General features: G+C 41.1%; 25 protein-coding genes. 19 read left to right on the forward strand and 6 right to left on the reverse strand.

Going from position 1 to position 26772, the window contains the following annotated elements; translation table 11 throughout:
- Positions 1 to 205 precede the first annotated feature (205 nt).
- From fusA to J5M87_RS00820, 3 genes are all read left to right on the forward strand, one after another.
- Positions 206 to 2287 carry an elongation factor G gene (gene fusA, locus J5M87_RS00810; protein WP_154607830.1) on the forward strand — a complete coding sequence of 694 codons (2082 nt, stop codon included), beginning with the start codon at positions 206 to 208 and terminating at the stop codon, positions 2285 to 2287.
- Between the two features lie 183 nt (positions 2288 to 2470).
- The gene (gap, locus tag J5M87_RS00815; RefSeq protein WP_154607829.1) at positions 2471 to 3481 is read left to right on the forward strand and encodes a type I glyceraldehyde-3-phosphate dehydrogenase; all 1011 of its coding nucleotides are present in this window, start codon (positions 2471 to 2473) and stop codon (positions 3479 to 3481) included.
- Between the two features lie 258 nt (positions 3482 to 3739).
- The gene (locus J5M87_RS00820; protein ID WP_154607828.1) at positions 3740 to 4960 is read left to right on the forward strand and encodes a hypothetical protein; all 1221 of its coding nucleotides are present in this window, start codon (positions 3740 to 3742) and stop codon (positions 4958 to 4960) included.
- A gap of 271 nt (positions 4961 to 5231) precedes the next feature.
- On the opposite strand, the gene J5M87_RS09780 is transcribed toward J5M87_RS00820, so the two are convergent.
- The gene (locus J5M87_RS09780; RefSeq protein WP_219916694.1) at positions 5232 to 5345 is read right to left on the reverse strand and encodes a putative holin-like toxin; all 114 of its coding nucleotides are present in this window, start codon (positions 5343 to 5345) and stop codon (positions 5232 to 5234) included.
- Positions 5346 to 5625: 280 nt separating this feature from the next.
- Between J5M87_RS09780 and J5M87_RS00825 the strand changes: the two genes are divergently transcribed.
- The 7 genes from J5M87_RS00825 to J5M87_RS00855 all read left to right on the forward strand — a co-directional run bounded on the left by J5M87_RS00825 (position 5626) and on the right by J5M87_RS00855 (position 12545).
- Entirely contained in the window at positions 5626 to 6825 is a 1200-nt protein-coding gene (locus J5M87_RS00825; RefSeq protein ID WP_154607827.1) for a phosphoglycerate kinase, read from the forward strand.
- A 588-nt stretch (positions 6826 to 7413) separates the two neighbouring features.
- Positions 7414 to 7944, forward strand: a complete 531-nt coding sequence (locus J5M87_RS00830) for an FUSC family protein (protein ID WP_154607826.1) — start codon at positions 7414 to 7416, stop codon at positions 7942 to 7944.
- A gap of 60 nt (positions 7945 to 8004) precedes the next feature.
- A complete protein-coding gene (locus J5M87_RS00835) occupies positions 8005 to 8364 on the forward strand; it encodes a MerR family transcriptional regulator (protein WP_154607825.1) in 360 nt (119 codons plus the stop codon).
- 55 nt (positions 8365 to 8419) lie between these two features.
- The gene (gene glnA / locus J5M87_RS00840; protein ID WP_154607824.1) at positions 8420 to 9766 is read left to right on the forward strand and encodes a type I glutamate--ammonia ligase; all 1347 of its coding nucleotides are present in this window, start codon (positions 8420 to 8422) and stop codon (positions 9764 to 9766) included.
- Positions 9767 to 10157: 391 nt separating this feature from the next.
- Positions 10158 to 11066 (forward strand): ABC transporter ATP-binding protein, encoded by a 909-nt coding sequence (locus J5M87_RS00845; RefSeq protein ID WP_067087704.1) that lies wholly within the window; start codon positions 10158 to 10160, stop codon positions 11064 to 11066.
- A gap of 1 nt (position 11067) precedes the next feature.
- Positions 11068 to 11814 carry an ABC transporter permease gene (locus J5M87_RS00850; RefSeq protein WP_154607823.1) on the forward strand — a complete coding sequence of 249 codons (747 nt, stop codon included), beginning with the start codon at positions 11068 to 11070 and terminating at the stop codon, positions 11812 to 11814.
- Positions 11814 to 12545, forward strand: coding sequence for an ABC transporter permease (locus J5M87_RS00855; RefSeq protein ID WP_181351448.1), 732 nt, complete (start codon positions 11814 to 11816; stop codon positions 12543 to 12545). Before J5M87_RS00850 ends, J5M87_RS00855 begins: the two co-directional genes overlap by 1 nt.
- A 49-nt stretch (positions 12546 to 12594) precedes the next feature.
- Here J5M87_RS00855 and rnjA read toward each other — a convergent pair whose 3' ends face one another.
- Together rnjA and J5M87_RS00865 are read right to left on the reverse strand one after the other, a co-directional pair.
- Entirely contained in the window at positions 12595 to 14271 is a 1677-nt protein-coding gene (gene rnjA / locus J5M87_RS00860; protein WP_154607821.1) for a ribonuclease J1, read from the reverse strand.
- Positions 14272 to 14274: 3 nt separating this feature from the next.
- The gene (locus J5M87_RS00865; RefSeq protein WP_067087713.1) at positions 14275 to 14505 is read right to left on the reverse strand and encodes a DNA-directed RNA polymerase subunit epsilon; all 231 of its coding nucleotides are present in this window, start codon (positions 14503 to 14505) and stop codon (positions 14275 to 14277) included.
- Between the two features lie 510 nt (positions 14506 to 15015).
- On the opposite strand from J5M87_RS00865, the gene tsaB reads away from it, so the two are divergent.
- The 5 genes from tsaB (at position 15016) to J5M87_RS00890 (ending at position 18602) form a co-directional block, all read left to right on the forward strand.
- Positions 15016 to 15702: a tRNA (adenosine(37)-N6)-threonylcarbamoyltransferase complex dimerization subunit type 1 TsaB gene (gene tsaB, locus J5M87_RS00870; RefSeq protein WP_154607820.1), complete on the forward strand. Its 687-nt coding sequence runs from the start codon at positions 15016 to 15018 to the stop codon at positions 15700 to 15702.
- Complete coding sequence (gene rimI / locus J5M87_RS00875) at positions 15699 to 16139, forward strand: ribosomal protein S18-alanine N-acetyltransferase (protein ID WP_154607819.1); 441 nt, start codon at positions 15699 to 15701, stop codon at positions 16137 to 16139. Before tsaB ends, rimI begins: the two co-directional genes overlap by 4 nt.
- Positions 16129 to 17136 (forward strand): tRNA (adenosine(37)-N6)-threonylcarbamoyltransferase complex transferase subunit TsaD, encoded by a 1008-nt coding sequence (tsaD, locus tag J5M87_RS00880; RefSeq protein WP_154607818.1) that lies wholly within the window; start codon positions 16129 to 16131, stop codon positions 17134 to 17136. The genes rimI and tsaD overlap by 11 nt, the downstream gene beginning before the upstream one ends.
- Positions 17137 to 17584: 448 nt before the next feature.
- Complete coding sequence (locus tag J5M87_RS00885; protein WP_154607817.1) at positions 17585 to 18283, forward strand: AzlC family ABC transporter permease; 699 nt, start codon at positions 17585 to 17587, stop codon at positions 18281 to 18283.
- On the forward strand, positions 18273 to 18602 hold the full coding sequence (locus J5M87_RS00890; RefSeq protein WP_154607816.1) for an AzlD domain-containing protein: 330 nt from the start codon (positions 18273 to 18275) through the stop codon (positions 18600 to 18602). The genes J5M87_RS00885 and J5M87_RS00890 overlap by 11 nt, the downstream gene beginning before the upstream one ends.
- A 45-nt stretch (positions 18603 to 18647) precedes the next feature.
- Here J5M87_RS00890 and J5M87_RS00895 read toward each other — a convergent pair whose 3' ends face one another.
- From J5M87_RS00895 to J5M87_RS00905, 3 genes are all read right to left on the reverse strand, one after another.
- A complete protein-coding gene (locus J5M87_RS00895) occupies positions 18648 to 20270 on the reverse strand; it encodes a hypothetical protein (protein WP_154607815.1) in 1623 nt (540 codons plus the stop codon).
- Positions 20271 to 20280: 10 nt separating this feature from the next.
- Complete coding sequence (locus J5M87_RS00900) at positions 20281 to 20979, reverse strand: ABC transporter ATP-binding protein (RefSeq protein WP_154607885.1); 699 nt, start codon at positions 20977 to 20979, stop codon at positions 20281 to 20283.
- A gap of 82 nt (positions 20980 to 21061) precedes the next feature.
- A complete protein-coding gene (locus tag J5M87_RS00905; RefSeq protein ID WP_154607814.1) occupies positions 21062 to 22243 on the reverse strand; it encodes a BaiN/RdsA family NAD(P)/FAD-dependent oxidoreductase in 1182 nt (393 codons plus the stop codon).
- Positions 22244 to 22406: 163 nt separating this feature from the next.
- Here J5M87_RS00905 and J5M87_RS00910 point away from each other — a divergent pair, with 163 nt between their 5' ends.
- The 4 genes from J5M87_RS00910 to J5M87_RS00925 all read left to right on the forward strand — a co-directional run bounded on the left by J5M87_RS00910 (position 22407) and on the right by J5M87_RS00925 (position 26769).
- Complete coding sequence (locus tag J5M87_RS00910; protein WP_154607813.1) at positions 22407 to 22898, forward strand: DUF536 domain-containing protein; 492 nt, start codon at positions 22407 to 22409, stop codon at positions 22896 to 22898.
- A 147-nt stretch (positions 22899 to 23045) separates the two neighbouring features.
- Positions 23046 to 25088: a BglG family transcription antiterminator gene (locus tag J5M87_RS00915; RefSeq protein WP_154607812.1), complete on the forward strand. Its 2043-nt coding sequence runs from the start codon at positions 23046 to 23048 to the stop codon at positions 25086 to 25088.
- Position 25089: 1 nt separating this feature from the next.
- Positions 25090 to 25374, forward strand: coding sequence for a PTS sugar transporter subunit IIB (locus J5M87_RS00920; RefSeq protein WP_067087875.1), 285 nt, complete (start codon positions 25090 to 25092; stop codon positions 25372 to 25374).
- A gap of 48 nt (positions 25375 to 25422) precedes the next feature.
- Positions 25423 to 26769: a PTS ascorbate transporter subunit IIC gene (locus J5M87_RS00925; RefSeq protein WP_119875910.1), complete on the forward strand. Its 1347-nt coding sequence runs from the start codon at positions 25423 to 25425 to the stop codon at positions 26767 to 26769.
- Positions 26770 to 26772 lie beyond the last annotated feature (3 nt).

Here is a 26772-nt window from a genome sequence, read left to right on the forward strand (position 1 = left end):
TCTTTGCAGAACGCTTGAGCGTTCAAGAAGATTTGTCTTTTTTCCAAAATTTTTAGTCCGAACTCAACTAGCAAAATTGCTCAGCAGTATCTTTTTACCACTTTACAAAAAAGCATTTGAGAACGGGTAGGTCCTGCCTATCCGTTCTTTTCTAAAATATGCTATAATAAGATGTAACTAAATTTAACTAAAATAGGAGAACATAATGGCACGCGAATTTTCACTAGAAAAAACTCGTAATATTGGTATCATGGCCCACGTCGATGCCGGTAAAACAACAACAACAGAGCGTATTCTTTACTATACTGGTAAAATCCACAAAATCGGTGAAACACACGAAGGTGCTTCACAAATGGACTGGATGGAGCAAGAGCAAGAACGTGGTATCACTATCACATCTGCTGCGACAACTGCACAATGGAACAACCACCGTGTAAACATCATCGACACACCAGGACACGTGGACTTCACCATCGAAGTACAACGTTCTCTTCGTGTATTGGACGGTGCGGTAACCGTTCTTGACTCACAATCAGGTGTTGAGCCACAAACTGAAACAGTTTGGCGCCAAGCAACTGAGTACGGAGTTCCTCGTATCGTATTTGCTAACAAAATGGATAAAATCGGTGCAGACTTCCTTTACTCAGTAAGCACACTTCATGAGCGCTTGCAAGCAAATGCTCACCCAATCCAATTGCCAATCGGTGCAGAAGATGATTTCCGTGGAATCATTGACTTAATCAAGATGAAAGCTGAAATCTATACAAATGACCTTGGTACAGATATTCTTGAAGAAGATATTCCAGCTGAATACCTTGAGCAAGCACAAGAATACCGTGAAAAATTGGTTGAAGCAGTTGCTGAAACTGATGAAGAATTGATGATGAAATACCTTGAAGGTGAAGAAATCACAAATGAAGAATTGAAAGCGGGTATCCGTAAAGCAACTATTAACGTTGAATTCTTCCCAGTATTGTGTGGATCTGCCTTCAAGAATAAAGGTGTTCAATTGATGCTTGATGCGGTCATTGACTACCTTCCAAGTCCAGTTGATATTCCAGCAATCAAAGGTATTAACCCAGATACAGATGCTGAAGAAGAGCGTCCAGCTTCAGATGAAGAGCCATTTGCAGCCCTTGCCTTCAAGATTATGACTGACCCATTCGTAGGTCGATTGACATTCTTCCGTGTTTACTCAGGTGTCCTTAACTCAGGTTCATACGTAATGAATACTTCTAAAGGAAAACGTGAGCGTATCGGACGTATCCTTCAAATGCACGCTAACAGCCGTCAAGAAATCGAAACAGTTTACTCTGGAGATATTGCTGCTGCCGTTGGTTTGAAAGATACAACAACTGGTGACTCATTGACCGATGAAAAAGCAAAAGTTATCCTTGAGTCAATCAACGTTCCAGAACCAGTTATCCAATTGATGGTTGAGCCAAAATCAAAAGCAGACCAAGACAAGATGGGTGTTGCCCTTTCTAAATTGGCTGAAGAAGATCCAACATTCCGCGTTGAAACAAACGTTGAAACTGGTGAAACAGTTATCTCAGGTATGGGTGAACTTCACTTGGATGTCCTTGTTGACCGTATGCGTCGTGAATTCAAGGTTGAAGCAAACGTAGGTGCGCCTCAAGTATCTTACCGTGAAACATTCCGTGCTTCAACTCAAGCTCGTGGATTCTTCAAACGCCAATCAGGTGGTAAAGGTCAATTCGGTGATGTATGGATTGAATTTACTCCAAACGAAGAAGGAAAAGGATTCGAATTTGAAAACGCAATCGTCGGTGGTGTGGTTCCACGTGAATTCATCCCAGCGGTTGAAAAAGGTTTGATCGAGTCAATGGCAAACGGTGTTCTTGCTGGCTATCCAATCGTTGACGTGAAAGCGAAATTGTACGATGGTTCATACCACGATGTCGACTCATCTGAAACTGCCTTTAAAGTTGCGGCATCACTTGCCCTTAAAGAAGCAGCGAAATCTGCACAACCAGTTATCCTTGAGCCAATGATGCTTGTAACCGTTACAGCACCAGAAGATAATCTTGGTGATGTTATGGGACACGTTACAGCTCGTCGTGGACGTGTAGACGGTATGGAAGCTCGTGGTAACACACAAATCGTTCGTGCCTATGTACCACTTGCTGAAATGTTCGGTTACGCAACTGTTCTTCGTTCAGCGACACAAGGTCGCGGTACCTTCATGATGGTATTTGACCACTACGAAGATGTACCTAAGTCAGTACAAGATGAAATCATCAAGAAAAATGGCGGTAACGCTTAATCACTAAGAGAGGATATTCCTCTCTTTTTTATCGTCTAAAACTTGCATTTTTTGTCAAATAAGTATATAATGAAAATGTTGAAAGATGACTTGTATGTTTGCAAGTTAAGATTTTCACAAAAGGATTAAAAGGCTCGCCTTTTAAAATAAAAGAACTCGATTTTCATAAGGAGGAAATCATTCATGGTAGTTAAAGTTGGTATTAACGGTTTCGGTCGTATCGGACGTCTTGCATTCCGTCGTATCCAAAATGTAGAAGGTGTTGAAGTTACTCGCATCAACGACCTTACAGATCCAGTTATGCTTGCACACTTGTTGAAATATGACACAACTCAAGGTCGTTTCGACGGTACTGTTGAAGTAAAAGACGGTGGATTTGAAGTAAACGGTAAATTCGTGAAAGTTTCTGCAGAACGTGAACCAGGAAACATTGACTGGGCTACTGATGGTGTAGAAATCGTTCTTGAAGCTACAGGATTCTTTGCTTCTAAAGAAAAAGCTGAGCAACACATCCACGCTAACGGTGCGAAAAAAGTTGTAATTACTGCACCTGGTGGAAACGATGTGAAGACAGTTGTATTCAACACAAACCACGATATTCTTGATGGTACTGAAACAGTTATCTCTGGTGCTTCATGTACGACAAACTGCTTGGCTCCAATGGCGAAAGCACTTCAAGACAACTTTGGTGTTGTTCAAGGTTTGATGACAACTATCCACGCTTACACTGGTGACCAAATGATCCTTGACGGACCACACCGTGGTGGTGACCTTCGTCGTGCTCGTGCAGGTGCTGCAAACATCGTTCCTAACTCAACTGGTGCTGCAAAAGCAATCGGTCTTGTAATTCCAGAATTGAACGGTAAATTGGACGGAGCTGCTCAACGCGTTCCTACACCAACTGGATCAGTAACTGAATTGGTAACTGTTCTTGAGAAAAATGTAACAGTTGATGAAGTAAATGCTGCAATGAAAGCTGCTGCAAACGATTCATACGGTTACACTGAAGATCCAATCGTTTCTTCAGATATCGTAGGTATGGCTTACGGTTCATTGTTCGATGCAACTCAAACGAAAGTTCTTGATGTTGACGGCAAACAATTGGTGAAAGTTGTATCTTGGTATGATAACGAAATGTCATACACTGCTCAATTGGTTCGTACACTTGAGTACTTTGCAAAAATCGCAAAATAATGCTATAGAAGGAGAAGTCGCGTGATTTCTCCTTTTTGAGGTGAAAGAAACCGTTTTAAAAAAGAATGCCCATCTCCCTAGTAGGAAAAAATCGTTTGTCATCAGGAAAAGCAAATTAGGAACGATAGGCCTGAAAATACTTGAAGAATAGCGGAAAAAGCAAAAAAATCCGCTAAAAATGTTGACATATATTTGCAAGTGTGTTATCATTAACTTACCTCTAAGGGGGAAAATATATTTTCACAGGAGTTTTTTATCATGAAAAAAACATATATCACATTGGCAACAGTAGCTGCTTTGTCTGCTGTAGTTGCTACAGCACCAGTTGCGCATGCTACTGTTGAGAAAAAACTGGATATTGCTCAAGAGGTTAAGCCAGCTTTAACTAAGCCAGTTCAATTGCAACAAGATTTAGTAAATGCTGTTAAATACCTTGGTAATGGTACAGAAGCACAATCTAAATTAGAAAAAAATCTTCCAAATCTTGAAACAGCCTTGAAAACAGCTAAAGAAGGTGCTGAGACAGCTGTAAAAAATGCAGAAGATACTGCTAAAAATAATCTTAAACCATTCGAAACTGCAGTGAAAACAGCTGAAGATGCTGTTAAAGCAGAAAATGATAAGATTGCTACAGAAAACAAGAACATTGCAGATGCAGAAGCTAAAATTAAAGAGTTGAGCCTTGTTTCTGGTTTGACAGCAGCTGAGCAAAAAACCCAAGTTGAAGCACAAGAACGTATTATCTCTACTGCTAAAACAGCAATTGAAACTTCAGAAAGTTTATTGGAAGGGTTAAATAACAAAGTAACAGACGCTAAAGAAAAACTTGAAGAAGCTAAGGCAGATCAAGCTAAAACAGTTGAAGCAGTTAAAAAAGCAGAAGCTAAAAAAGTAGCAGAAAAACAAAAATTAGTTGACGAAGCTAAAAACGATATTGCAGAATGGAAAGAAGCAAACAAACAACTTAAAGATAAAGTTGAAGCTGCTAAATTGGCACTTATCAAAGATGGTTTGACAGATGCTCAATTGCAAGCTCTTGTAAAAGAAGCACAAGAACAAGTAGCAAAAGATCAAGCTATGGCTGCAACTCCAGTATACCGTCTCTACAACGCTGGTCTTAAAGTACACTTGTACACAACTGATGCAAACGAGTACGCAGTACTTGGAGCACGTGGTTGGAACCAAGAAGGTGTAGCATTCAACTCAGCTAGCGAAGGTACACCAGTATACCGTCTATACAACTCTGCACTTAAAGTACACTTGTACACAACTGACGCAAACGAGTACGCAGTACTTGGACAACGTGGTTGGACACAAGAAGGTGTAGCATTCCGTTCAGTTAAAGAAGGTAAACCAGTATACCGTCTATACAACAAAGGATTGAAGAAACACTTGTACACAACTGACGCAAATGAGTACGCAGTACTTGGACAACGTGGTTGGACACAAGAAGGTGTAGCATTCAACTCAGCTAACTAATCTTACCAATCAAAAAAAGGGAAGTTCACTTCCCTTTTTTCTTGTCATCAAGATACAAAGGTCGTAAAAAAATAGGACCTCCCCTGGAAATGACCAGCATGTTCAGGAGAGGTATCTTTTTCGCTAGAATTTTAGACCGTGTTCAATTCATCAAGATACAAGGTCGTAAGAAAAACAGTTCCTAAAAGGTGCTTGTAATCTCCTGCCAAAATATAGAACAGCTAAAGATAGTGACCTATATACAAGAAAAACCCGAACTATAATATAAAAGCTAAAGAAGAATTGTTTTTGTCATCATTTTTGAAAATGTTATAGACAAGTTAATCAGGCTGATAGTAAAACTACCAAACATGAACAGGATTTGTACAACTTCAAATGCCGTCAAAAATCAGCTACTCCTTTCTAAGTGGATTTTTGTACTTATATCTATAAGTACTACTCTCTTTTTAAAATAAGTAGCCACCGTCTGCACTTTTCTACTGTTTTATTATGCTATAAAATATAGAGTTCTACAATAGAAATGTATGGTAGCTTATCCGAGGTGAAGCTTTTCCAGTAGGTAGAAGGCGAATGATCAAGCGAGTTTTTTTGTGAAATCTTTCCCTAAATTTCCAAAATATGGTATAATGAGGGAGTATAAAATAAAGAATAGGAGTTTTTGTAAAATGGCAAAACTTACTGTAAAAGATGTTGACTTGAAAGGCAAGAAAGTCCTTGTCCGTGTTGACTTTAACGTTCCGTTGAAAGATGGCGTGATTACAAATGACAACCGTATTTCAGCAGCCATTCCTACTATCAAGTATATCCTTGAGCAAGGTGGACGTGCAGTTCTTTTCTCTCACCTTGGTCGTGTGAAAGAAGAAGCGGATAAAGAAGGAAAATCGCTTGCACCAGTTGCTGCGAACTTGGCAGAAAAATTAGGGCAAGATGTTGTCTTCATCCCAGGGGCAACTCGTGGAGCAGAACTTGAAGCAGCAATCAATGCCTTGGAAGATGGACAAGTTCTTTTGGTTGAAAACACTCGTTTTGAAGATGTTGACGGCAAGAAAGAATCAAAAAATGATGCAGAACTTGGTCAATACTGGGCTTCTCTTGGAGATGGAATTTTTGTTAATGATGCCTTTGGTACAGCCCACCGCGCACACGCTTCAAACGTAGGTATCTCAGCAAACGTTGAAAAAGCAGTTGCGGGTTTCCTTCTTGAAAATGAAATTGCCTATATCCAAGAAGCGGTTGAAAATCCAGTTCGTCCATTCGTGGCAATCCTTGGTGGTTCAAAAGTTTCTGATAAGATTGGTGTCATTGAAAACCTTCTTGAAAAAGCTGATAAAGTCCTTATCGGTGGAGGTATGACTTACACATTCTACAAAGCACAAGGTATTGAAATCGGAAATTCACTTGTAGAAGAAGATAAATTAGATGTAGCAAAAGCTCTTCTTGAAAAAGCAAATGGTAAATTGATCTTGCCAGTTGACTCAAAAGAAGCAAATGCTTTTGCTGACTACACAGAAGTCCGTGATACAGATGCTGAAGCAGTTTCTGAAGGCTTCCTTGGTCTTGACATCGGTCCAAAATCAATTGCTAAATTTGACGAAGCTCTTACAGGTGCGAAAACAGTTGTTTGGAACGGTCCTATGGGTGTCTTTGAAAATCCTGACTTCCAAGCTGGAACAATCGGTGTGATGGATGCGATTGTCAAACAGCCAGAAGTGAAATCAATCATCGGTGGTGGGGACTCAGCTGCAGCTGCCATTAACCTTGGTCGTGCAGATAAATTCTCATGGATTTCTACAGGTGGTGGAGCTTCAATGGAATTGCTAGAAGGTAAAGTGTTGCCAGGCTTGTCTGCATTGACAGAAAAATAATCTTCTCATGATGGAAGGCTAGAAAAGAGGCTGGGACAAAAGTTCCTAGCCTCCTTATTTTTATAGTTTGAGCAGTTTGACGCAGTAGTTGTCTGGTTTGTAAAATGTTGATAAATCAACATTTTACAAACCTAGTCAACCTTGCGGGGGTGGGAGTAAGCGAATCCAGTGGATTCACTTAGCCCGAACCTAGAAAGAACGGAGTGAGGTTAATCGATTTCTACGAAATCACGATTTTTGTCCCACTCCCTTTTCTGTGCATCGCGTAGAGTTTCTGTGAGGTTTAGCGAACTAGAAAATATAAAGTATTGCCAGGACTTTCAGCTCTTACTGAAAAATAATACTTTCTGCAAAATCGTTATTTTGTAGAAAGAGAAAGCGAAATAATAGTAAAAGGGTGGATTTGTAATCTACCCTTTTACATGGGAAAAAATAATGCTAGCTGGTAGCGTTTCAAGAGAGCGGTTAGAAGCTAACAGACTATCAGGCTGATCGATTTAGTGAGAAATCGTCTATGAGTCAGGCAAGTTGTGCAATTAGTGGTATAATAATAGGTGATATGACTTGTAAGATGGGGTGATGTGGGCTATGTTTAAAAAATACAAATTTAATCCCAAGGAATTTAAGTTGGGAATGCGGACCTTGAAATCAGGAATAGCGGTCTTTTTAGTTATCCTGCTTTTTGCATTTTCTAGCCGACAAGGAGCTCAAATAGCGGCCTTGACAGCCGTTTTTAGTCTGCGTGAGGATTTTGATAAAAGTGTGCATTTTGGGGCTTCTAGGATTTTGGGGAATTCAATTGGTGGCATCTATGCGCTGATCTTTTTTATCTTAAACCAAATTTTTCATGAGCATGTATTGGTGACGATTTTTGTGGTGCCGGTCTGTGTCATGTTAACGATTATGACAAATGTGGCCATGAATAACAAGCCTGGTATTATCGGAGGAGTGGCTGCCTTGTTGATTATCACTTTGTCGATTCCGTCTGGGAATGCGATTCAGTATGTCTTTATTCGTGTCTTTGAGACCTTTGTTGGGGTGTTTATTGCGATTTTGGTAAATTCGGATATTGATAAAATTAAAAAGCGTTTACAAGACGAACGATGTAAGAAAATATAACATATAACATTGACGGATGCTTGAAATTTTCCTATAATGGTAGGCAGAAAGGAGCTTATCATGAGAGAAAAAGAATTTCGTAGATCTTTAGCGGTCTTTCCAATTGGTAGTGTGATGAAATTGACAGACTTAACTGCGCGTCAAATCCGCTATTATGAAGAACAGGGTTTGATTCACCCGGATCGAAATGAGGGCAACCGCAGACTCTATTCATTGAATGATATGGACCAGTTGCTGGAGATCAAGGATTTCCTTAATGAGGGTCTTAATATCGCAGCAATCAAGAAAGAGTATGCGAACCGCCAAGCCAAGCCTCAGAAGGAATCTGAAGCGCTGACGGATGAAGATGTACGCCGTATTCTCCGTGATGAACTCCGCAACCAAGGGCGCTTTTCTAACCCTACTAGTATCTTTCGTTAGTCTTCCCTGTTTTTGGACAGGAGTGTTATAGTTGAATCATTAAAGGAGACCATTTATGTCAATTACAGTAGCGGATATCAAACGGGATATTCAAGAAAAGAATGTGACTTTCATTCGCTTGATGTTTACAGATATCTTAGGAATTATGAAAAATGTTGAAATTCCAGCCACTGATGAGCAAGTAGATAAGGTGTTGTCAAATAAGGCGATGTTTGACGGCTCTTCTATTGAAGGATTTGTCCGAATCAATGAGTCAGATATGTATCTGTATCCGGATTTGAATACCTGGACGATTTTCCCTTGGGGTGATGAAAATGGTCGTGTTGCAGGTCTAATCTGTGATATTTATACGACAGAGGGTGAACCATTTTTAGGGGATCCTCGTGGAAATCTGAAAAAGGCCTTGCGCCATATGGAACAGCTAGGTTTCACATCGTTTAACCTTGGACCAGAACCAGAATTTTTCCTCTTTAAAATGGACGAAAATGGCAATCCAACGCTTGAAGTAAATGATAAGGGTGGGTATTTTGACCTTGCGCCGACAGACCTTGCGGATAATACACGCCGTGAGATTGTCAATGTCTTGACACAAATGGGCTTTGAAGTAGAGGCTAGTCATCATGAGGTAGCAGTAGGCCAGCACGAAATTGACTTTAAGTATGCGGATGTTTTGAAGGCATGTGACAATATTCAGATTTTCAAATTGGTTGTCAAAACGATTGCTCGTAAGCACGGTCTATATGCAACCTTTATGGCCAAGCCGAAGTTTGGTATTGCGGGTTCTGGAATGCATTGCAATATGTCCTTGTTTGATTGTGAAGGAAATAACGCCTTTTATGATCCAGCAGATCCGTATGGTATGCAGTTGTCAGAAACAGCCTATCATTTCTTGGGAGGCTTGATGAAGCATGCCTACAGTTATACAGCGATTATGAATCCGACAGTTAACTCTTATAAGCGCTTGGTACCAGGATTTGAAGCGCCTGTTTATATCGCTTGGGCTGGTCGTAACCGCTCGCCATTGATTCGTGTACCGGCCTCTCGTGGTATGGGAACGCGTTTGGAGTTGCGTTCGGTTGATCCAACTGCTAACCCGTATTTAGCAATGGCGGTCTTGTTGGAGTCTGGTTTGGATGGTGTCGAAAATAAGATTGAAGCGCCAGCGCCAGTAGAATCGAATATCTATGCAATGACTGAATCAGAGCGTCAACGTGCAGGAATTGTCGATTTACCGTCTACATTGCATAATGCCATTAAGGCCTTGCAAAAGGATGACATCGTAAAAGCTGCTCTTGGAAACCACATTTTTACAAACTTTGTAGAAGCTAAGAAGATTGAATGGGCTAGCTATGCGACTTACGTATCGCAATGGGAAATTGACCATTATTTGGATTTATACTAATCATAAGGGAAGGATACCGAAGGTGTCCTTTTTATTATGGCTGTTAGCTATCATAAAAGGCTGGAGTTTTGGCTGAGTCGTTGCTACTTATACTCATTTAATTTCAAAAATAGCTATTTTATCTATTACTATTTATTTTTTTTTTATAAAAATATGAATCCAATAGGCTACTTTCTCAGTAAATGAAATGAATGGTGGTAGGAAAGGGAGTTCATATCCGAACCATCTAAGGAAGTCACAAAACATTAACTTTGATTTTCATTGAGTCTTACAACTTTGTAAGGTTTCAATACAGAATCGTAAGGTTATAGAGTATTTCAAGTTTTATAATAAAGATAGGGAGAGTGATTAAAATAACTTTCTTGAGTAAAAGATTGATAGGAGTTAGATAATGAAAGATGTGATCACGTTACAGCAGTTAGTAAAGGTTTATAAGGATGTTCCAACTGTTGATTTGGAGCAGATTACGGTACATGAAGGGGAAATTTATGGCTTTCTTGGCCCAAATGGTGCTGGTAAAACAACGACCATGAAAATGATTTTGTCGTTGGTTTCACCGACTTCTGGTCAGATTTTTGTTAATGGTCAGCCGATTGATCAAAAGGGACAGTATTTAGGTCAAATAGGATCAATGATTGAGGAGCCTTCGTATTATCCGAATTTGACAGCCTATGAAAATCTGTTAGTTTTTCAGAAAATGCTTGGCTTTGACAAGAAACAGATTTGGCCGACATTGAAATTAGTCGGGTTGGCAGATGAAAAAAATCGCAAGAAATTAGTAAAAGCCTATTCTTTAGGAATGAAACAACGCCTGGCTTTAGCCTTTGCATTAGTTAAGAAACCAAAAATTTTACTCTTAGATGAGCCGACCAATGGCTTGGATCCTGCCGGGATTCATGAAATTCGAGAGTTAATCGTTAAACTGGCTAAAGAGGAAGGTTTAACCGTCTTTATTTCGAGCCATATTCTCTCTGAAATTGAGCACATCGCTGATCGAGTAGGCATTATCAATCATGGGCGCTTGGTTTACGAAGGAGAAATTAACGCAATTAAAGCCAAGACATGGATTGAGATCGGTGGTGATTTTTCAAATGGGTCTGTGCTGGAGTATCTGAAAGAGTTTGGCCATTTGACTATTTTAGAATACAGTCCTGATCGTGTGAAGCTGGCTGATTTGGAGGACGAAGATGTAGCTGATTTGGTCAACTGCTTGGTGGGTCATCATGTTCGGATTTTCCATGTTTCTCGTGAAAGAGAAAACTTGGAAGATATCTTTCTGACGTTGACGAAGGAGGGGTAATATGTTAAAAGCAATTCAAATTGAATGGTTAAAGAGCAAGCGAACGAAATCATTGATGACTTCAATGGCGATTATCTTGAGTGGAATAGTGTGGACGGTTGCGGTATCAAGAGTAGATGGCCAGGGAGTGGAATCGTTTTTTGACAATCAAGATACTCATGCTTTGATCCTTCCTTTGGCAATTAGTATTTTTGTTTCCCGCATTGTTTTTAACGAAAAAGAAGGTCGAACCTTTAAGTTACAAGCCAGTAATGGGAATGGTTTACAGACTGTATTTCATGATAAGTTATGGTTTGCAAGTTTATTTTTTGTCTTAATGGCCATTCTTTATTCGATGATTATTTTCTTGTATATTGTAGCTGTTCGAGGAGCTTCGGTCGCTATTCAGCTAGTGTGGATTCAAATTGCAACACTTTCACTAGCAAGTTTTGTGCAGGTTTGTTTGTACCTGACCTTAGCCCTGTCTATGGAAAAACCGGGAGGTGTACTTGCTTTAGGATTTATCGGTTCGTTTTTGGGGCTGATTTTTCAATCACAGACCAACAAGTTATGGTCTTTTCTAATTCCTTGGGATGGGGCAAGCTTCTTATCCGTTTATAAATTTGGTTTTGACCCAAAGACTGATAAAGGATTTTACACAGTAGATAGCCAGTTAGCCTTGAAAATAACGATCTATACTCTCTATGCACTTGCTTGCTATTTGCTTGCACGGAAGATGATGTTGAAAAAGAAAGGAGAATTGCTATGATACAGTATATCGTTGCTGAGTGGCGAAAATTACATAAAGTGCAGCTTGGACTGATTGGGTTACTCATGCTAGGTATTTCCAGTGTTATAGGATTTGGGATTTATTATATGAATCGCGCTGTTTTTATTGAAGATACACAGTCTATCGTGATGTGGGGGCAGCTGACTTTCTACTATAGTCAGATTTTCTATCCAGCCCTGTTGGCCATCTTCGTCGGCCTCTGTTTTATGCCAGAATTTGAAAGAACGACGTTAGAAATGTTACAGGCGAATCATGTATCAATTAAAAAACTTGTAGTGAGCAAATTGCTTAACTTGCTCCTTCTGTTACTCCCTATTCAACTATTGTTGGTTGTGTTTTGGTTGTTTGCTCTATGGCTTGATCAGATAACCGTCTTTTCTGAACTTGTACTTCATTTAAAGTGGATTTTTCTGTCACTTATAGGTTCTCTCGGTATTTTGAGTTTACAGGCGTATTTATTTGTCAAGACACGAAATATTGCTAAATCAGTTGCTTATGCGGCTATGGGAGCTGTTGGCGGATTTGTTTTGCTTTTTATAGGGGATAGGTTGCCGTTATTTTATCCCTATTCACAACCGATGATTGCGCTTCGTAGTCGAGCTTTGGTGGATTTTCCTCGTTCAGAATTGGTATTATTTGTCGGGATAAATCTTCTATATTGTGCTGTATTTTATGGCTTGACAGTCAGAGAGCTTCAAAAACGGCCGTAGTTGACAAACTAAAAAACCGTCATCTCTTTTGAGGTGGCGGTTTTATCTGTTATTTATCAGGTGTTAGAATCATCGGGATGATGATTGGTTCGCGTTCGGTCTTTTCATATAAGAAGGGTCTAAGAGCATTGACAATAGCTCCGTTGACAGATTGGATATTGGCATCCTTATTTTTTAGAGCGATACGAATGGCATTGAATAAAATGCGTTGGCTTTCGCGAATGAGGTCGCCTGATTCCCGCATATAGATAAAGCCTCGGCTGAGGATATCTGGACCTGCTAGAATCATTTGTGATTGGAAATCAACAGTTGCGACAGCAAGCACAACACCGTCTTCAGATAAGTCTCTGCGGTCTTTGAGGACAGCTGCGCCAATTTCTCCAATGCGGTTTCCATCTACATAGATATCCTGAGCATTGAACTGTCCTGCTAGACGAGCACTGTCATTTGTCAGGGCAAGGACATCTCCATTTTCCATGATGAAAATGTTATCTTTAGGAATACCGGTATCCATAGCGAGTTGGGCATGGATTTTTTGCATGCGATATTCGCCGTGGACAGGCATGAAGAATTTTGGTTTGATGAGGCGGAGCATGAGTTTTTGTTCTTGTTGTCCACCGTGTCCAGAAGTATGGATGTTGTTAATCTTGCCGTGAATGACTTCTACACCTGCTTCAATCAAGATGTTAATCAGCTTATTAACGCCAGTTGTGTTTCCTGGGATGGGGCTAGATGAGAAGATAACGGTATCGCCTGGTTGCAATTGAACTTGACGGTGGGTACCGTGTGCGATACGAGAAAGGGCAGCCATCGGCTCACCTTGACTTCCTGTACAGAGAATCATGATTTCGCTGGCAGGGTATTCTTTGATTTCATTTGGCTCGATAAAGGTATTTTTAGGGACTTTGATGTAACCTAGCTCAATACCGTTTACAATGGCTTTTTCCATAGAACGGCCAAATACGGCAATCTTACGTCCAGTTTTTACCGCGGCATCGGCAGCTTGTTGTAGACGGAAGATATTTGAAGCAAAGGAGGCAAAGATAATGCGACCGTGAATGCCTTCAATCAATTTCATGATGGATTGGCCAACGACTTTTTCTGAGTTGGTAAAGGTTGGTACTTCCGCATTTGTTGAGTCAGAAAGCAAACAAAGGACACCTTCTTCTCCAAGAGCAGCCATGCGATGTAGGTCAGCAGGTTCTCCTACAGGTGTAAAGTCAAATTTGAAGTCTCCTGTACAGACAATTTTTCCTTGAGGAGTATCAATGACGATACCAAGTGGTTCTGGAATGGAGTGAGTGGTACGGAAGAAGCTGACCTTTAATTGTTTGAAGGTTAGTTCGGTATTGTGATTGATTTCATGGAGTGTTGCATCACGCAAGAGACCGTGTTCTTCTAATTTTCCGCGAATAAGGGCAAGAGCTAATGGTCCAGCATAGATAGGGATATTAGCTTGTTTGAGAAGGAAAGGAATCCCTCCGATATGGTCTTCGTGACCATGGGTGATGACAAGCCCCTTTACACGGTCAATATTATCAACGATATAAGAGTAATCTGGAATAACGTAGTCAATACCGAGTAGGTCATCTTCTGGGAATTTAATACCTGCATCGACAATGAGAATTTCATCTTGGTATTCAATGCCGTAGGTATTTTTCCCGATTTCTCCCAAACCACCGATGGCAAAGACGCCGACTTCTTGAGGTTTTAAATTTACTGACATGGATTAAAACTCCGTAATACTAAAATCGGCATGAGTTTTTTCGTACTCAAGGTGGTTTTCAGACAATAATTCAATAAATTCGATGTTGTAAGCTGTATGTTCTTCCACTAGTTGGCGAGCGATAATACGGCCTTCTAATTCGGTTTTCGCATCAATATCGAGATAAAGAGTACGAGTTTGTTCGCGGCGTGGAGTAGCATCTTTTGCTTCTTGGTAAAATACTTTATAAATCATGTGTTTCCTTTCATTGATGACAATTCTTTCTGAAAAATGAGAGAGTAGACTGCGCCCTATTTCACTTCTTTTATCTGTTCAGACTACAAAAAAGCAAGAGTATAAGCGGATAGCTTAGGCTCTACATTTCTTGTTGGGTTTGGATGCATTGCACCGTCCAAACAGGTTAGGCTATTACAAAAATAGTCTAGTGAGATTTATGTATAGTGAATTGAATAAAGGTTAGGACATCGTTCAGTTGCTTTGATGAACTCCAGTTCTATCTGCAATTCCTTGCCTTGTCCTATTCCTTTCTCAATCCACTATAATTTTCTAGAGTTGTCATTTTTAGTTGTGATTTTTCTACTATTATACCACAAAAGAGGGCTTTGGTAAAAGGAATTGGCAGGAAAATGAAAAAATCGCTTGTCTTTCAAGTGGTTTTCACAGGCCACCATTCTCAAGGATTGAAAAAAAGGGCGAGATAGCTTACAATAGAGAAGGATAGAATCGTGAAAAGAGAGTAAAAAGATGAAAATATTGGCACTTGATACGTCTAACCAAACGTTGGCCGTAGCCTTAGTGGAAAATGGACGTTTACAGACAGAGATGACACTTGCGATTAAGAAAAATCATAGTATTAGTCTCATGCCAACGATTGATTTCTTAATGCAGTCTGTTGGCTGGAAACCGGCTGATTTGGAGAGAATTGTGGTAGCACAGGGTCCTGGATCTTATACAGGTTTGCGGATTGGAGTTGCAACTGCAAAGACATTGGCCTATACTCTGGGGATTGATTTGGTAGGGATTTCGAGTTTACAAGCTCTACTACCAGCAGACAGTAAGGGCTTAGTAGTGCCACTGATTGATGCGAGACGAAATCATGTCTATGCCGGATTCTACGAACAAGGGCAAGCAGTCAAGGCAGATACCTACCTTTCTTTCGAAGCCTTATTAGAAGAAGTGAAAAACTATGAGCAGGTCACCTTTGTGGGGGAAGTTGCAGCTTTTACGGAGCAGATTGAGGCGGCTTTACCCAAAGTTCAGTATCAGGCGACCTTACCGTCTGCTTATCAGTTTGCCTTGAATGGAGAGCATGCGCCTGTGAGTGAGGTAATGTCCTTTGAACCTCGTTATCTCAAGCGGGTTGAAGCAGAAGAAAATTGGCTCAAGAATCATGAGGAAAGAGATAGAGAAAGTTACATTCAGCGAGTATGATAGAAATTGAAGAATACAAGGGACAAGAAGAACTTGCACGAGATTTCTTTACCATTTTGTGCGATGTGTATGATCAGGCACCATGGACGGTAGAGCAGATCGAATCAGATTTACGCCAACCAGAAACGGTTTACTATCTGGCAGAAGAGGGGCGGGAACTTCTTGGCTTTCTAGCTGTCCAAGAGATTGTAGATGAATTGGAAATTTTGCAGCTTGCAGTACGTAAAGATGTTCAAGGTCAGGGGATAGCAGGAAAGCTACTCCATTGTATTCAAGATTTTGCAGGTTCGGTATTTCTGGAAGTGAGGGCTTCCAATCATCGTGCTAGGCATTTGTATGAACGGCATGGCTTTTTGGAGATTGGGAAGCGAAAGGATTATTATCATCATCCAAGGGAAGATGCTATTGTGATGAAAAGAGAGACAGATGAAAGATAGATATATTCTTGCCATTGAGACATCATGTGATGAAACCTCGGTTGCAGTATTGAAAAATGATGCGGACTTGTTGTCCAATGTGATTGCGAGTCAAATTGAAAGCCATAAACGGTTTGGCGGCGTTGTTCCTGAAGTAGCCAGCCGTCATCATGTAGAAGTAATAACAGTCTGTATTGAAGAAGCCTTGTTGGAGGCTGGGATAGGAGCTTCGGACCTAACAGCAGTTGCGGTGACCTATGGTCCTGGTTTAGTTGGAGCCCTTTTGGTAGGCTTATCCGCAGCGAAAGCCTTTGCTTGGGCAAATGGTTTGCCCTTGATTCCAGTCAATCACATGGCAGGACACCTGATGGCAGCACGTAGCGTGAAGGAGTTGGAGTATCCCTTGCTTGCATTATTGGTCTCTGGTGGGCACACGGAGCTGGTCTATGTATCAGGAGAAGGTGAGTATAGCATTGTCGGAGAAACGCGAGATGATGCGGTAGGAGAGGCTTATGATAAGGTTGGACGTGTCATGGGGCTTCCCTATCCAGCTGGTCGTGTTATTGATGAATTGGCACATCAGGGACAGGATATTTATAACTTTCCACGTGCAATGGTCAAAGAAGATAATCTAGAGTTCTCATTTTCAGGCCTTAAGTCAGCTTTTATCAACCTTTGTCATAATGCCGAACAAAAAGGAGAAACACTTGTCAACGAAGATTTAGCAGCTTCTTTTCAGGCTTGTGTCTTAGATATTTTGCTGGCAAAGACGAAAAAAGCTCTCGAAAAATATCCTGTCAAGACCTTGGTGGTTGCAGGGGGAGTAGCTGCTAATCAGGGCTTGCGCGAGCGTTTAAATCAGGAAATAACTGATGTTGAGGTCATTATCCCACCCTTGCGCCTCTGCGGTGATAATGCAGGCATGATTGCCTTAGCTGCGGTCAGCGAATGGAACAAGAACAACCTAGCGTCTCTGGATTTGAATGCCAAGCCGAGTCTAGCTTTTGATTCCTTGTAGGATTGCTTATAGTAACTGGAGAGCCGAGAGGCTCTCAGAATGTAGACAAGCCCGAGATTTATGTAAACAAATTCAAAAGCTCTGCTAACTGAACATTTGATTTTCCGATTTTCGCGAGCGGAGCGAGCCTCATTAGATACTTTTCGCTGTGGTAAAAGTAGGGAGTGGGACTCAATTGTGATTTTGTTTAAATCGATTATCCTCGCTCCTTTGTTTCTGGGCTCGGGCTAAAATAATCCACTGGCTTATTTTAGCCCGCAGGAAGTCGCTACCGTCCGCACCACCTAAGAAAAGTATCTCAAATTAAATCTGGGAGCCGAGAGGCTCTTTTTTCAGGAAGTTTCAACTGGCAGAGATGGTTTTTCTAAAAACTAGTGAAAAGGTTGACGGTAGTTGCTTTCTAGCTTATACTAGTAAGACAATGATAGGACTTGGAAAGGAGTTTGGTATGCAAGGTTCATTTGTGAAAGAAGGGGCAATTGATGCGATTCCTACCATTTTAGGCTATGCGAGTATTGGACTAGCTTGTGGAATTGTTTCGGTTAATTCAGGTATTTCAGCGCTAGAAATGGCTTTGATGAGCGTATTCGTATATGCAGGAAGTGCGCAATTTGTGATGTGTGCCATGATTTTAGCGGGTGCGCCTTTGATGTCGATTGCAGTGACGGTATTTTTTGTCAATCTACGTCATTTTCTCCTCAGTCTGCATACAGCGTCCATGTTTCAAAAAAATTCTTTGGGTTCTAATATTTTTATCGGTTCATTTTTGACGGATGAGTCCTATGGTGTCTTGTTGCGGAAACAGTTGGAAAATCCAACGGTATCTCCCTATTGGATGTATGGGAATAATCTGGCTAGCTATACTGCATGGGTGTTGTTTACCGTGTTAGGCAATCTCATCGGTAGCTTCATTCCAAATCCGGAAGGGTTAGGACTTGATTTTGCATTGGTAGCAATGTTTGTAGGAATTTTTGCAGGTCAGCTAGAAGCGATGGCAAGACAGATTCCATTACGGAAGATTGGCTGGATTCTGTTGAGTGTATTTTTGGCCTATATGGGATTGGTTCTGGTGACCTCTTCTTATATTGCGGTTCTTGTAGCGACCTTGATTGGCTGTTTTGTGGGGGTGATGCTGGATGATAAATAGGGAAATGGTATGGATGATTCTAGCTGCAATGGTTGTAACCTGGGTGCCGAGAATTCTGCCCTTTGTCTTAACAAAAGGAAAATCTCTGCCCCCTCTTACCTTGCATTTTTTACGCTTTCTACCTCTTTCCATTATCTTTGCCTTGACCTTATCAAGTGTGGTGGATGAAAGGGTGGGGCATTTTCCGCGTTTTCTACCAATTGAAACAATAGCCTTGTTACCGACTTTCTTTGTCGTTTTGAAAACAAAGAATATTCTGCTCGCAGTTATAGTAGGGGTTGTCGTAACAGCTAGCTTGCGGTTTCTTTCAGGAATTTAAATCAGATACTAAAAAGTTCGAGATGTTTGTCTCGAACTTTTTGTATTATTTCAACCGAAAGGTCTTAGGAGCTTTTTTGAGGAGAATCAGATAGCCGATTCCGACATAAAGGCTAATTCCGATGGAAAGACCTAGGATATACAGTAGACTTGCGATTTTTAGTTGGGTATTGAGATAGGCCAGCCAATACAAGGCTCCGCTGAGAATGCGGTAGAGAGGATTGACAATTTCCATGTCTTTGGTAAAGGGTTGGAGAATATAGTAGATAAAGAGATCATGGAAGGAAAAGAGGAAGGTCATGCTAAGTATGAGATAGGCTGTCAAGAGAATGATATGCCAAGAATAGTGAAAATGCCCTATCAGCATGATGATGAGAAAGAGAGCGGAAGCAAAAACACTATTAAATTTTAGGATTTGCAAGAAACGATAATTAAAGCCAGCTAAAATCGTCTTAGGCTCTCGATAAAATGGATAATGGAGCATAGCGATGTCACAATTGACAAAGACCATTTGGGTGATTTGCTTGCCGAGCGAGCCTGCATACATAATCATGAGGGTAAAGGGGAGGAGGGCAATCAATCCTTCTTCTGGTAGTTTCAACGGTTCGTGTGCAAAGAATGCAATCGTCGCAAATAAGGTGGGAACGAGTAGCAAAAAGAGCAAGCGTTTTTTCAATCCTTTTGCAAGTATGGTGTGATAGCGTTGGAAAAGCAGGGCATTGAGGTAGTTCATACCGGTCAGGTGCGTGAGGTCTTCCTGTTTGTCTAAACTCAATTTTTCCTGCATTTTCAAGCCTTGACGGGTGTATTCATTGCCTTGTTTCATCTGGAAGATTTTCTTATCTAAGGCGAGCGATTCTTCCATGCGGAAGTTGAAATATTCCGTTATCTGATGAAAGGCAAGAACTGAACGGAGGCTCATGAGGAAAATGGGGATTTGGATAATCAGCAGTACGAGTAAAAATGCGGTGTTGAGTGCATCTCGTTTGAAAAAAGCTAGGATTGCAAAGGTCATACCAGGTAGAAGGAGAGCCCAATTCTGCCAGGACCAATTTGTGATGAAGGTACGGCGTTTAAAGAACCAGAAATTACAAGCATAACCGGCTAATTGGGCGGTCGGGAGTGCTAAGAGTCCGACAGGCAGTATCAGCCATTGGTGAGCTAGACCGCTCAAGATCATCAAGGCAGGAAGATAGGCTAGGCTATGAATAATGGGCTCGACCAATAATTGACTGTGTAAAAAGAGTCTTTGAGAGAGTTTGAAATTGACCAGAAACTCTCGATTTGATTGTGAGATGACGGATTCAAAACCTTTTGAGAAGCGAAAAAGAACGCCTGTTAGACTAATCCATATGGCAAAACCAAGTAGGAAGCTCTGAGGTTGTAGAGGTAGGGATAGAGGCTCCGCACCTGTTGCAAGATTGATAGTGATATGGGCTGTGCCCACATAGAGCGTTAGCCAGAAGAATTTTGCCAAGAAGCGAAAAGGGATGGAGAGAATAGTAAAGAGATAAAATAAACTGCTTTTTACCTTGTAAGAATGGTAAACTGTTTCAGGAATGGATTTTCCAATGAAGGGAATTTTTCGTAGGTAGTAGAGAAAGCCATTGACCTGTTTGCTAAGGCTGAACTTTTCTTGATACCAGCTATACCGTAACATATCTTTCATCTGGGTCCTCCTATTTATCTGCTAATAGATTGACGATTTCTTGTTCAAAATCGGTGTCGTGCAAACGTTCGGTTGGTACGGCTTGTAACTTCTTGTGATGCAAGAGGACAATTTCATCGCACAGATCTTGAGCCAATTGGAGAATATGGGTTGAAAAGATGATAATAGATTCTTTCTTTGCCTCTCGAATTAACTGTTTAAATTCATGAGCTGCGACTGGGTCAAATGAGGTGAGAGGCTCGTCAAGTAAGAGAACAGCTGGTTGTACGATGAGAGATAGGAGAAGCTGAACCTTATTTTGCATTCCATGAGAGAAGTCTTTCAGCAAGCGGTGTTGGTCTACATGGTCAATACCGACTAGTGTTAGCCATTCTTCGGGACTCCGTGAACTACGCAGTTTATCTTTGTGAATGTCCATGTAAAAACGGATAAATTCAAAGGCGGTCATAAAAGCAGGGAGTTGCGGGTAGGTCTGAGTAAAGCCGATTTCAGTTGAATCATAGTCGCGCAGTTGCTCCTCTTCTTCAAACTGAATTGTCCCATGTTCGAGAACGAGGTTACGGGCGATACAGTTAAAGAGGGTTGTTTTCCCAGCACCGTTTCTGCCGAGGAGTCCGTAGATTTTTCCTTGTTCAAACGTAAAGGACGTTTCTTGGAAGATGATTTTCTGGTCAAATTGTTTTGAAATGGTGTTAAGGGCTAGTTTCATCATAATCGGTCTCCTTTTTGTATCTTTGTTCTATGTTTATCATACATTAAAATACAAAAAAATTCAAGGGCTTCCTTGAATTTTATGAAAACGGTATCGGATGTATACCTGCCACCCAGCCAGTGCAGAGACAGTAGGTGATATTAAAGCCTCCTGTATGGGCATTGATGTCAAGTACTTCTCCCGCAAAATGTAGTCCTGCTACTTTTTTACTTTCAAGGGTTTTGGGATTGATTTCCTTGAGGTCTACTCCACCCTTGGTCACAAAGGACTTGGCTAGGGACATCTTGCCTGTAATCGGAATCGGTAGCGCCTTGATTGTAGCTATCAGTTGGTCCCTTTCTTTTTTAGACAGTTGTTTGACTTTGAGGGGACAAGACTTCGCAAAGAATTCTGCCAATCGTTCAGGCATGAGGGTTTTCAAGACGTTTTTGAGGGCTTTTTCTCTTTCTTCCTCGAGTAAGTTTAGCAAATCCTCTTGGGAAATTTGGGGCAGAACATCTAAATAGGCGGTTTCGCCTCCCTTGACAAAGCTAGATAGTCGTAGGGCGGCAGGGCCAGAAAGCCCAAAATGCGTGAACAAGAGATCGTGGGTGATAACGTGTTTATCGTAGCGGAGAGTGACATCGTCTAGCGAAATACCTTGCAGCGCCTTGTGGGGAAAATCAGTCAGAAGCGGACTTTCCGCAGCTTCAATCTCTGTTACGGCGAGCTTGAAATGGCGGGCAATGTCATGACCAAATCCAGTAGAGCCTGTTGAGGGATAGGCTTTGCCTCCTGTTGTAACAATGACCTTGCAAGCGGTGAAAAGATTATCTGCGGTCTTAATCTGAAACGTGTCATCGATTTTTTTAACGGAGAGAACTTCTGTCCCTGTTCGAATGTCAACACCCAAATCCAACATTTTCATCTCAAGAGCCTTAATAATCGTTTGAGAGCGATCGGTCGTTGGAAAGACGCGTCCGTGATCTTCGACCTTTAGCTTGACACCGTTGTCCTCAAAAAAACGAATGATGTCATGATTATCAAATTGGGAAAAGACGCTGTAGAGGAAACGACCATTACCTGGGATGCCTTCTAGTAAGTCTTCAAGCGTGCCATTGTTGGTTACATTGCAACGACCACCACCTGTTCCCGCTAGCTTTTTTCCGAGCCTGCGATTCTTTTCAAGGAGTAGCGTTTTTTGTCCATAGAAGCTAGCAGCAATTGCGGCCATCATGCCAGCAGGTCCTGCGCCAATAATAAGCGTATCAAAGTGTGTCATATTCAGTCCTTTTTTCTTGTTGATCATGGTCTAGTCTGTCTTTTTATTGTATCATAAAAGCAGATTGGCGGGTATTAGAATAGTAGGAAAATTTGACAGGACCAGGTGGTTGTGGTAAGATTTTAATGATACAAACAAGAAAAATCAAGCAATTGAGGATATTATGGGAATTGAAAAAACAGTCAGCGAATTGGCGGAAATCTTGGGTGTCAGCCGGCAGGCGATGAATAACCGGGTGAAGTCTCTTCCAGAAGAATTCGTTGAAAAAAATGAGAAGGGTGTAACGGTTGTTAATCGTGCAGGCCTTGTCAAGTTAGAAGAGATTTACAAGACTACCATTTTTGAAGATGAGCCGATTAGCGAAGAAGTCAAGCAACGCGAGTTGATGGAAATCTTAGTCGATGAGAAAAATGACGAAATCAATCGCTTGTATAAGCAGTTAGAAGTGAAAGACAAACAGATTGCGGAAAAAGATGAGCAGTTGCGGGTGAAAGATGTTCAGATTTCTGAAAAAGACAAGCAATTGGATCAGCAGCAACAATTGACCTTAAAAGCGATGGCTGACAAGGATGTCTTGAAGTTGGAATTGGAAGAAGCAAAGGCACATGCGCAAGAAAAAACAAAGGGCTTCTTTGCACGATTACTTGGACGATAAGAAGTTTGGGACGGGAAATTGTCTCAGACTTTTTCTTTTTTGTCGCGAACAGCCCAATCGCTCTTCTTATGCAGGGGAGATAAATTGGGCTCAAAGAAGCTAGAATTTTAAAATGAAAAGGGTTACAATAAAAACAAGGAGGACGACATGATTGATAACCGTACCATTGCTATCTTAATGGAATTGTTTGCCAATCAAGAGATGAGCCTATATGAATTGAGTATTCAGACAGGAATTGAAAAGGAACAGTTATTGGCAAGCCTTGAGCAGGTCAATCACGTATTGGAGGCTCATGCTTTTGAGGAGATTCAGGAGCAAGACGGAGTTTATCACGTACCTGATTCCTTGCTAGAGGAAAGTTATCACATTTTTGAAATGTTTCGCAATCGACAAATTTATTTGTCGCAGGAGGAGCGGATTGTCCTCATCTATCTTTACACCTTTATTCGGAAGGATTTTATTTCCAATGTGCATTATCAAGAACTCTTGAGTGTCAGTAGGAATACTACGCTTTCGGATATTAAAAATGTAAAGGAAATGTGCTTGCGATTTGGTGTTTCATTTGACTATACCAGAGCGCGTGGCTATCACTTAAATGGTCGGGAGGAAGACAAACATCGTCTAGCCTTGTATGCCATTAGTGATTGCTTGCAGACCTCCATTGGCTTGTGGGCCTTGGATTATATTCTAAGAGCTTGGCAGGAAGATAATGCGATTGATATACTGAAAAAGACCAGTCAGCAGGCCTGTCAATTTTATCAGGTATCGGCTTTAGAAGATCGTTTGGATGAATACTTGTACTTTTTACAGTTCCTTGCTATTCGCCAGGCTAGGGTTCAGTTGGAAATTGATTGGCCGACGACAACAACTCTCGGATTTATTCAAGAATTTGTAGAGCAACTCTGGGGAATCCTTCAAACCAAAAAGAAGGCGAATCATACCTTATCAGAGAAGTGGTTAGCCTATTTAGCTCATTTGTTACAGGGGTGCCTTGAGGGAGATGTAGAGCAAAAAGAAAGTTTGTTTCATCAATTGACCGTTGCGATTGTGGAGGAAATGGAACGACTGTCTCTGATTGAATTTGATAATCGTTTGGAGATGATTGAGGGCCTACAGCGCCACTTAATTCCTGCTTACTATCGTTTGACTTCACAGTTGGTCAATGTCAACTCCTATACGGATGTGATTAAGGAAGAGCATAAGGACTTATTCCAATTGGTGCAAAAAGCCTTAGCACCTTTAGAAGCTCATCTCGGCTTTGCCATTCCAGACAGTGAAGTATCCTACTTTGTCATTCATTTTGGTGGCTACATTGAGGCAAAAAAAGAGCGTTCGTTTCGCTACCGTGCCTTGGTGGTCTGCCCTAATGGGGTCAGCTCATCCTTGATTGTCAAAGAAAATCTCCGCCAGCTGTTTCCAAATATTTCCTTTGCGGATACGCATTCGCTCAAGGAATTTGAAGAAAGCCATAGCGAAGAGTACGATATGATTTTTGCGACGATTAAGCTGGAGACCCAGTTACCTTTCTTTTTGGTTCCTCAGTTGATGACAAATAGCCAAAAGAAAGATTTATTCCAGTTGGTGAGTGAACAATTTCCAAATGCCGGTTATTTCCCGATTGAAATTGAACAATTACTAGCAGTGATTGGCAAGTACGCGACGATTCATCGTGAACAGTCCTTGAAATACGAGTTGGTTCAGTTTATGAATCAGCAATCTTATGAACGAAGGAGACGAAGTCCTATGTTAGGCGAACTTATTACGAAAGAGACCTTCCAACGCTCTAGCGAGAGTCTGAATTGGAAAGAAGCGATTGCTTTAGCCGCTCAGCCTTTAGTAGCAAATGGTTCGGTGGAAGAACGATATATTGATGCCATGATTGGCAAGGTGACAGAGTTTGGTCCCTTTATTGATTTAGGAAAAGGCGTGGCCATTCCCCATGCGCGTCCAGAAGACGGGGTTAATCAAATTGGGATGTCCATGTTAGCTTTGGAAAATCCAGTCTATCTCCTTGATGATCCAGCGCATGAAATTCGTCTGTTTATCTGCATTGCAGCAATTGATAACCAGACACACTTAAAGGCACTTTCAGGTTTAACAGCCATTTTACGAAAGGAAGAAAATATTCAACAACTCATCAATGCCAAGAGCTTTGATGATATCGCAGACTTAATAAAGGAGGTTAACTAATATGTTACGAATCGGTACTGCATGTGGTTCAGGATTGGGGTCAAGTTTCATGGTGCAAATGAACATTGAGTCAATCTTGAGAGATTTAGGCGTTTCAGATGTAAACGTTGAGCATTATGACTTGGGTGGTGCAAATCCAAGTGAAGCTGATGTATGGATTGTAGCTCGTGACTTGGCAGATTCTGCAACACACTTGGGCGATGTTCGTGTCTTAAATAGTATTATTGACATGGATGAACTCAAAGAACTCGTTACAGCAATTTGTCAGGAAAAAGGCTTAATTTAATGAAAAAGTGAAGCGGCTTAGTTACCGCTTCTAAGGGAGGATATGATTATGTTTTTAAATTTTTTAATTGATATTGCAAAGACGCCTTCAATTTTGGTTGCGTTGATTGCAATTTTAGGATTGGCTCTTCAAAAGAAGCCAGCAGCTGATTTGATTAAAGGTGGCTTGAAAACCTTTGTTGGGTTCATTGTTGTTGGTGGTGGTGCCAATATTATTATTAGCTCACTTGAGCCATTCAGTAAAATGTTTGAACAAGCCTTTCATTTGACAGGGGTTGTTCCAAATAACGAAGCAGTCGTAGCGGTTGCCTTGACAGAATATGGTACAGCGACTTCGCTAATCATGTTACTCGGTATGATTTTCAATATCGCAATTGCTCGCTTTACTCGCTTTAAATACATCTTCTTGACAGGTCACCATACGCTTTATATGGCGTGTATGATTGCGGTTATTCTCTCTGTGGCAGGATTTACCTCTGCTGGTTTGATTGTCATGGGTGGATTGGCTCTTGCCTTAATCATGACCTTGTCTCCAGCCTTTGTACAAAAATACATGGTTCAATTGACTGGTAATGATAAGGTGGCGCTTGGTCACTTTGGTTCACTTGGTTACTGGCTCAGCGGATTTATCGGTGGTCTTGTAGGGGACAAATCAACTTCAACAGAAGATATTAAATTCCCTAAAGGTTTGGCATTCTTGCGTGATAGTACCGTAAGTATCGCTATTTCAATGTCTGTTATTTATATGATTGTAGCCTTCTTTGCAGGTGGCGACTACATTAAAGAAAATCTTAGCAATGGAACAAATAGCATGGTGTATGCTCTTACCCTTGGTGGTACATTTGCAGCAGGTGTCTTTGTTATCTTGGCAGGTGTCCGCTTAATCTTGGCAGAAATCGTTCCAGCCTTCAAAGGAATTTCAGAAAAATTGGTACCAAATTCAAAACCAGCCTTGGACTGCCCAATCGTGTATCCATATGCTCCAAATGCTGTATTGATTGGTTTTATCTCTAGCTTTGTTGGTGGTATCGTGAGCATGTTCATCTTGATTGCAACAGGTGGCGTGGTTATCTTGCCAGGTGTTGTACCTCACTTCTTCTGTGGTGCGACTGCAGGGGTTATGGGAAATGCCTCAGGTGGTGTTCGTGGTGCTGTTATCGGTTCATTTGTTCATGGTATGCTCATTAGCTTCCTTCCAGTCTTCTTGCTTCCAGTTCTAGGAAATCTTGGATTTGCTGGTTCAACATTCTCTGATGCAGACTTTGGTCTATCAGGAATCTTCCTTGGTCTTCTAGCAGATCATGGTGGTGTCATGACTGTTTCAATCGGTATCTTTGCAATCTTGGCATTGATGGTTGGTTTATCAGTTGTCAAGAAAGATCAGAAAGAAGGATAAAAT

It is taken from the genome of Streptococcus sp. zg-86 (assembly GCF_017639855.1).
GTDB lineage: Bacteria > Bacillota > Bacilli > Lactobacillales > Streptococcaceae > Streptococcus > Streptococcus zhangguiae.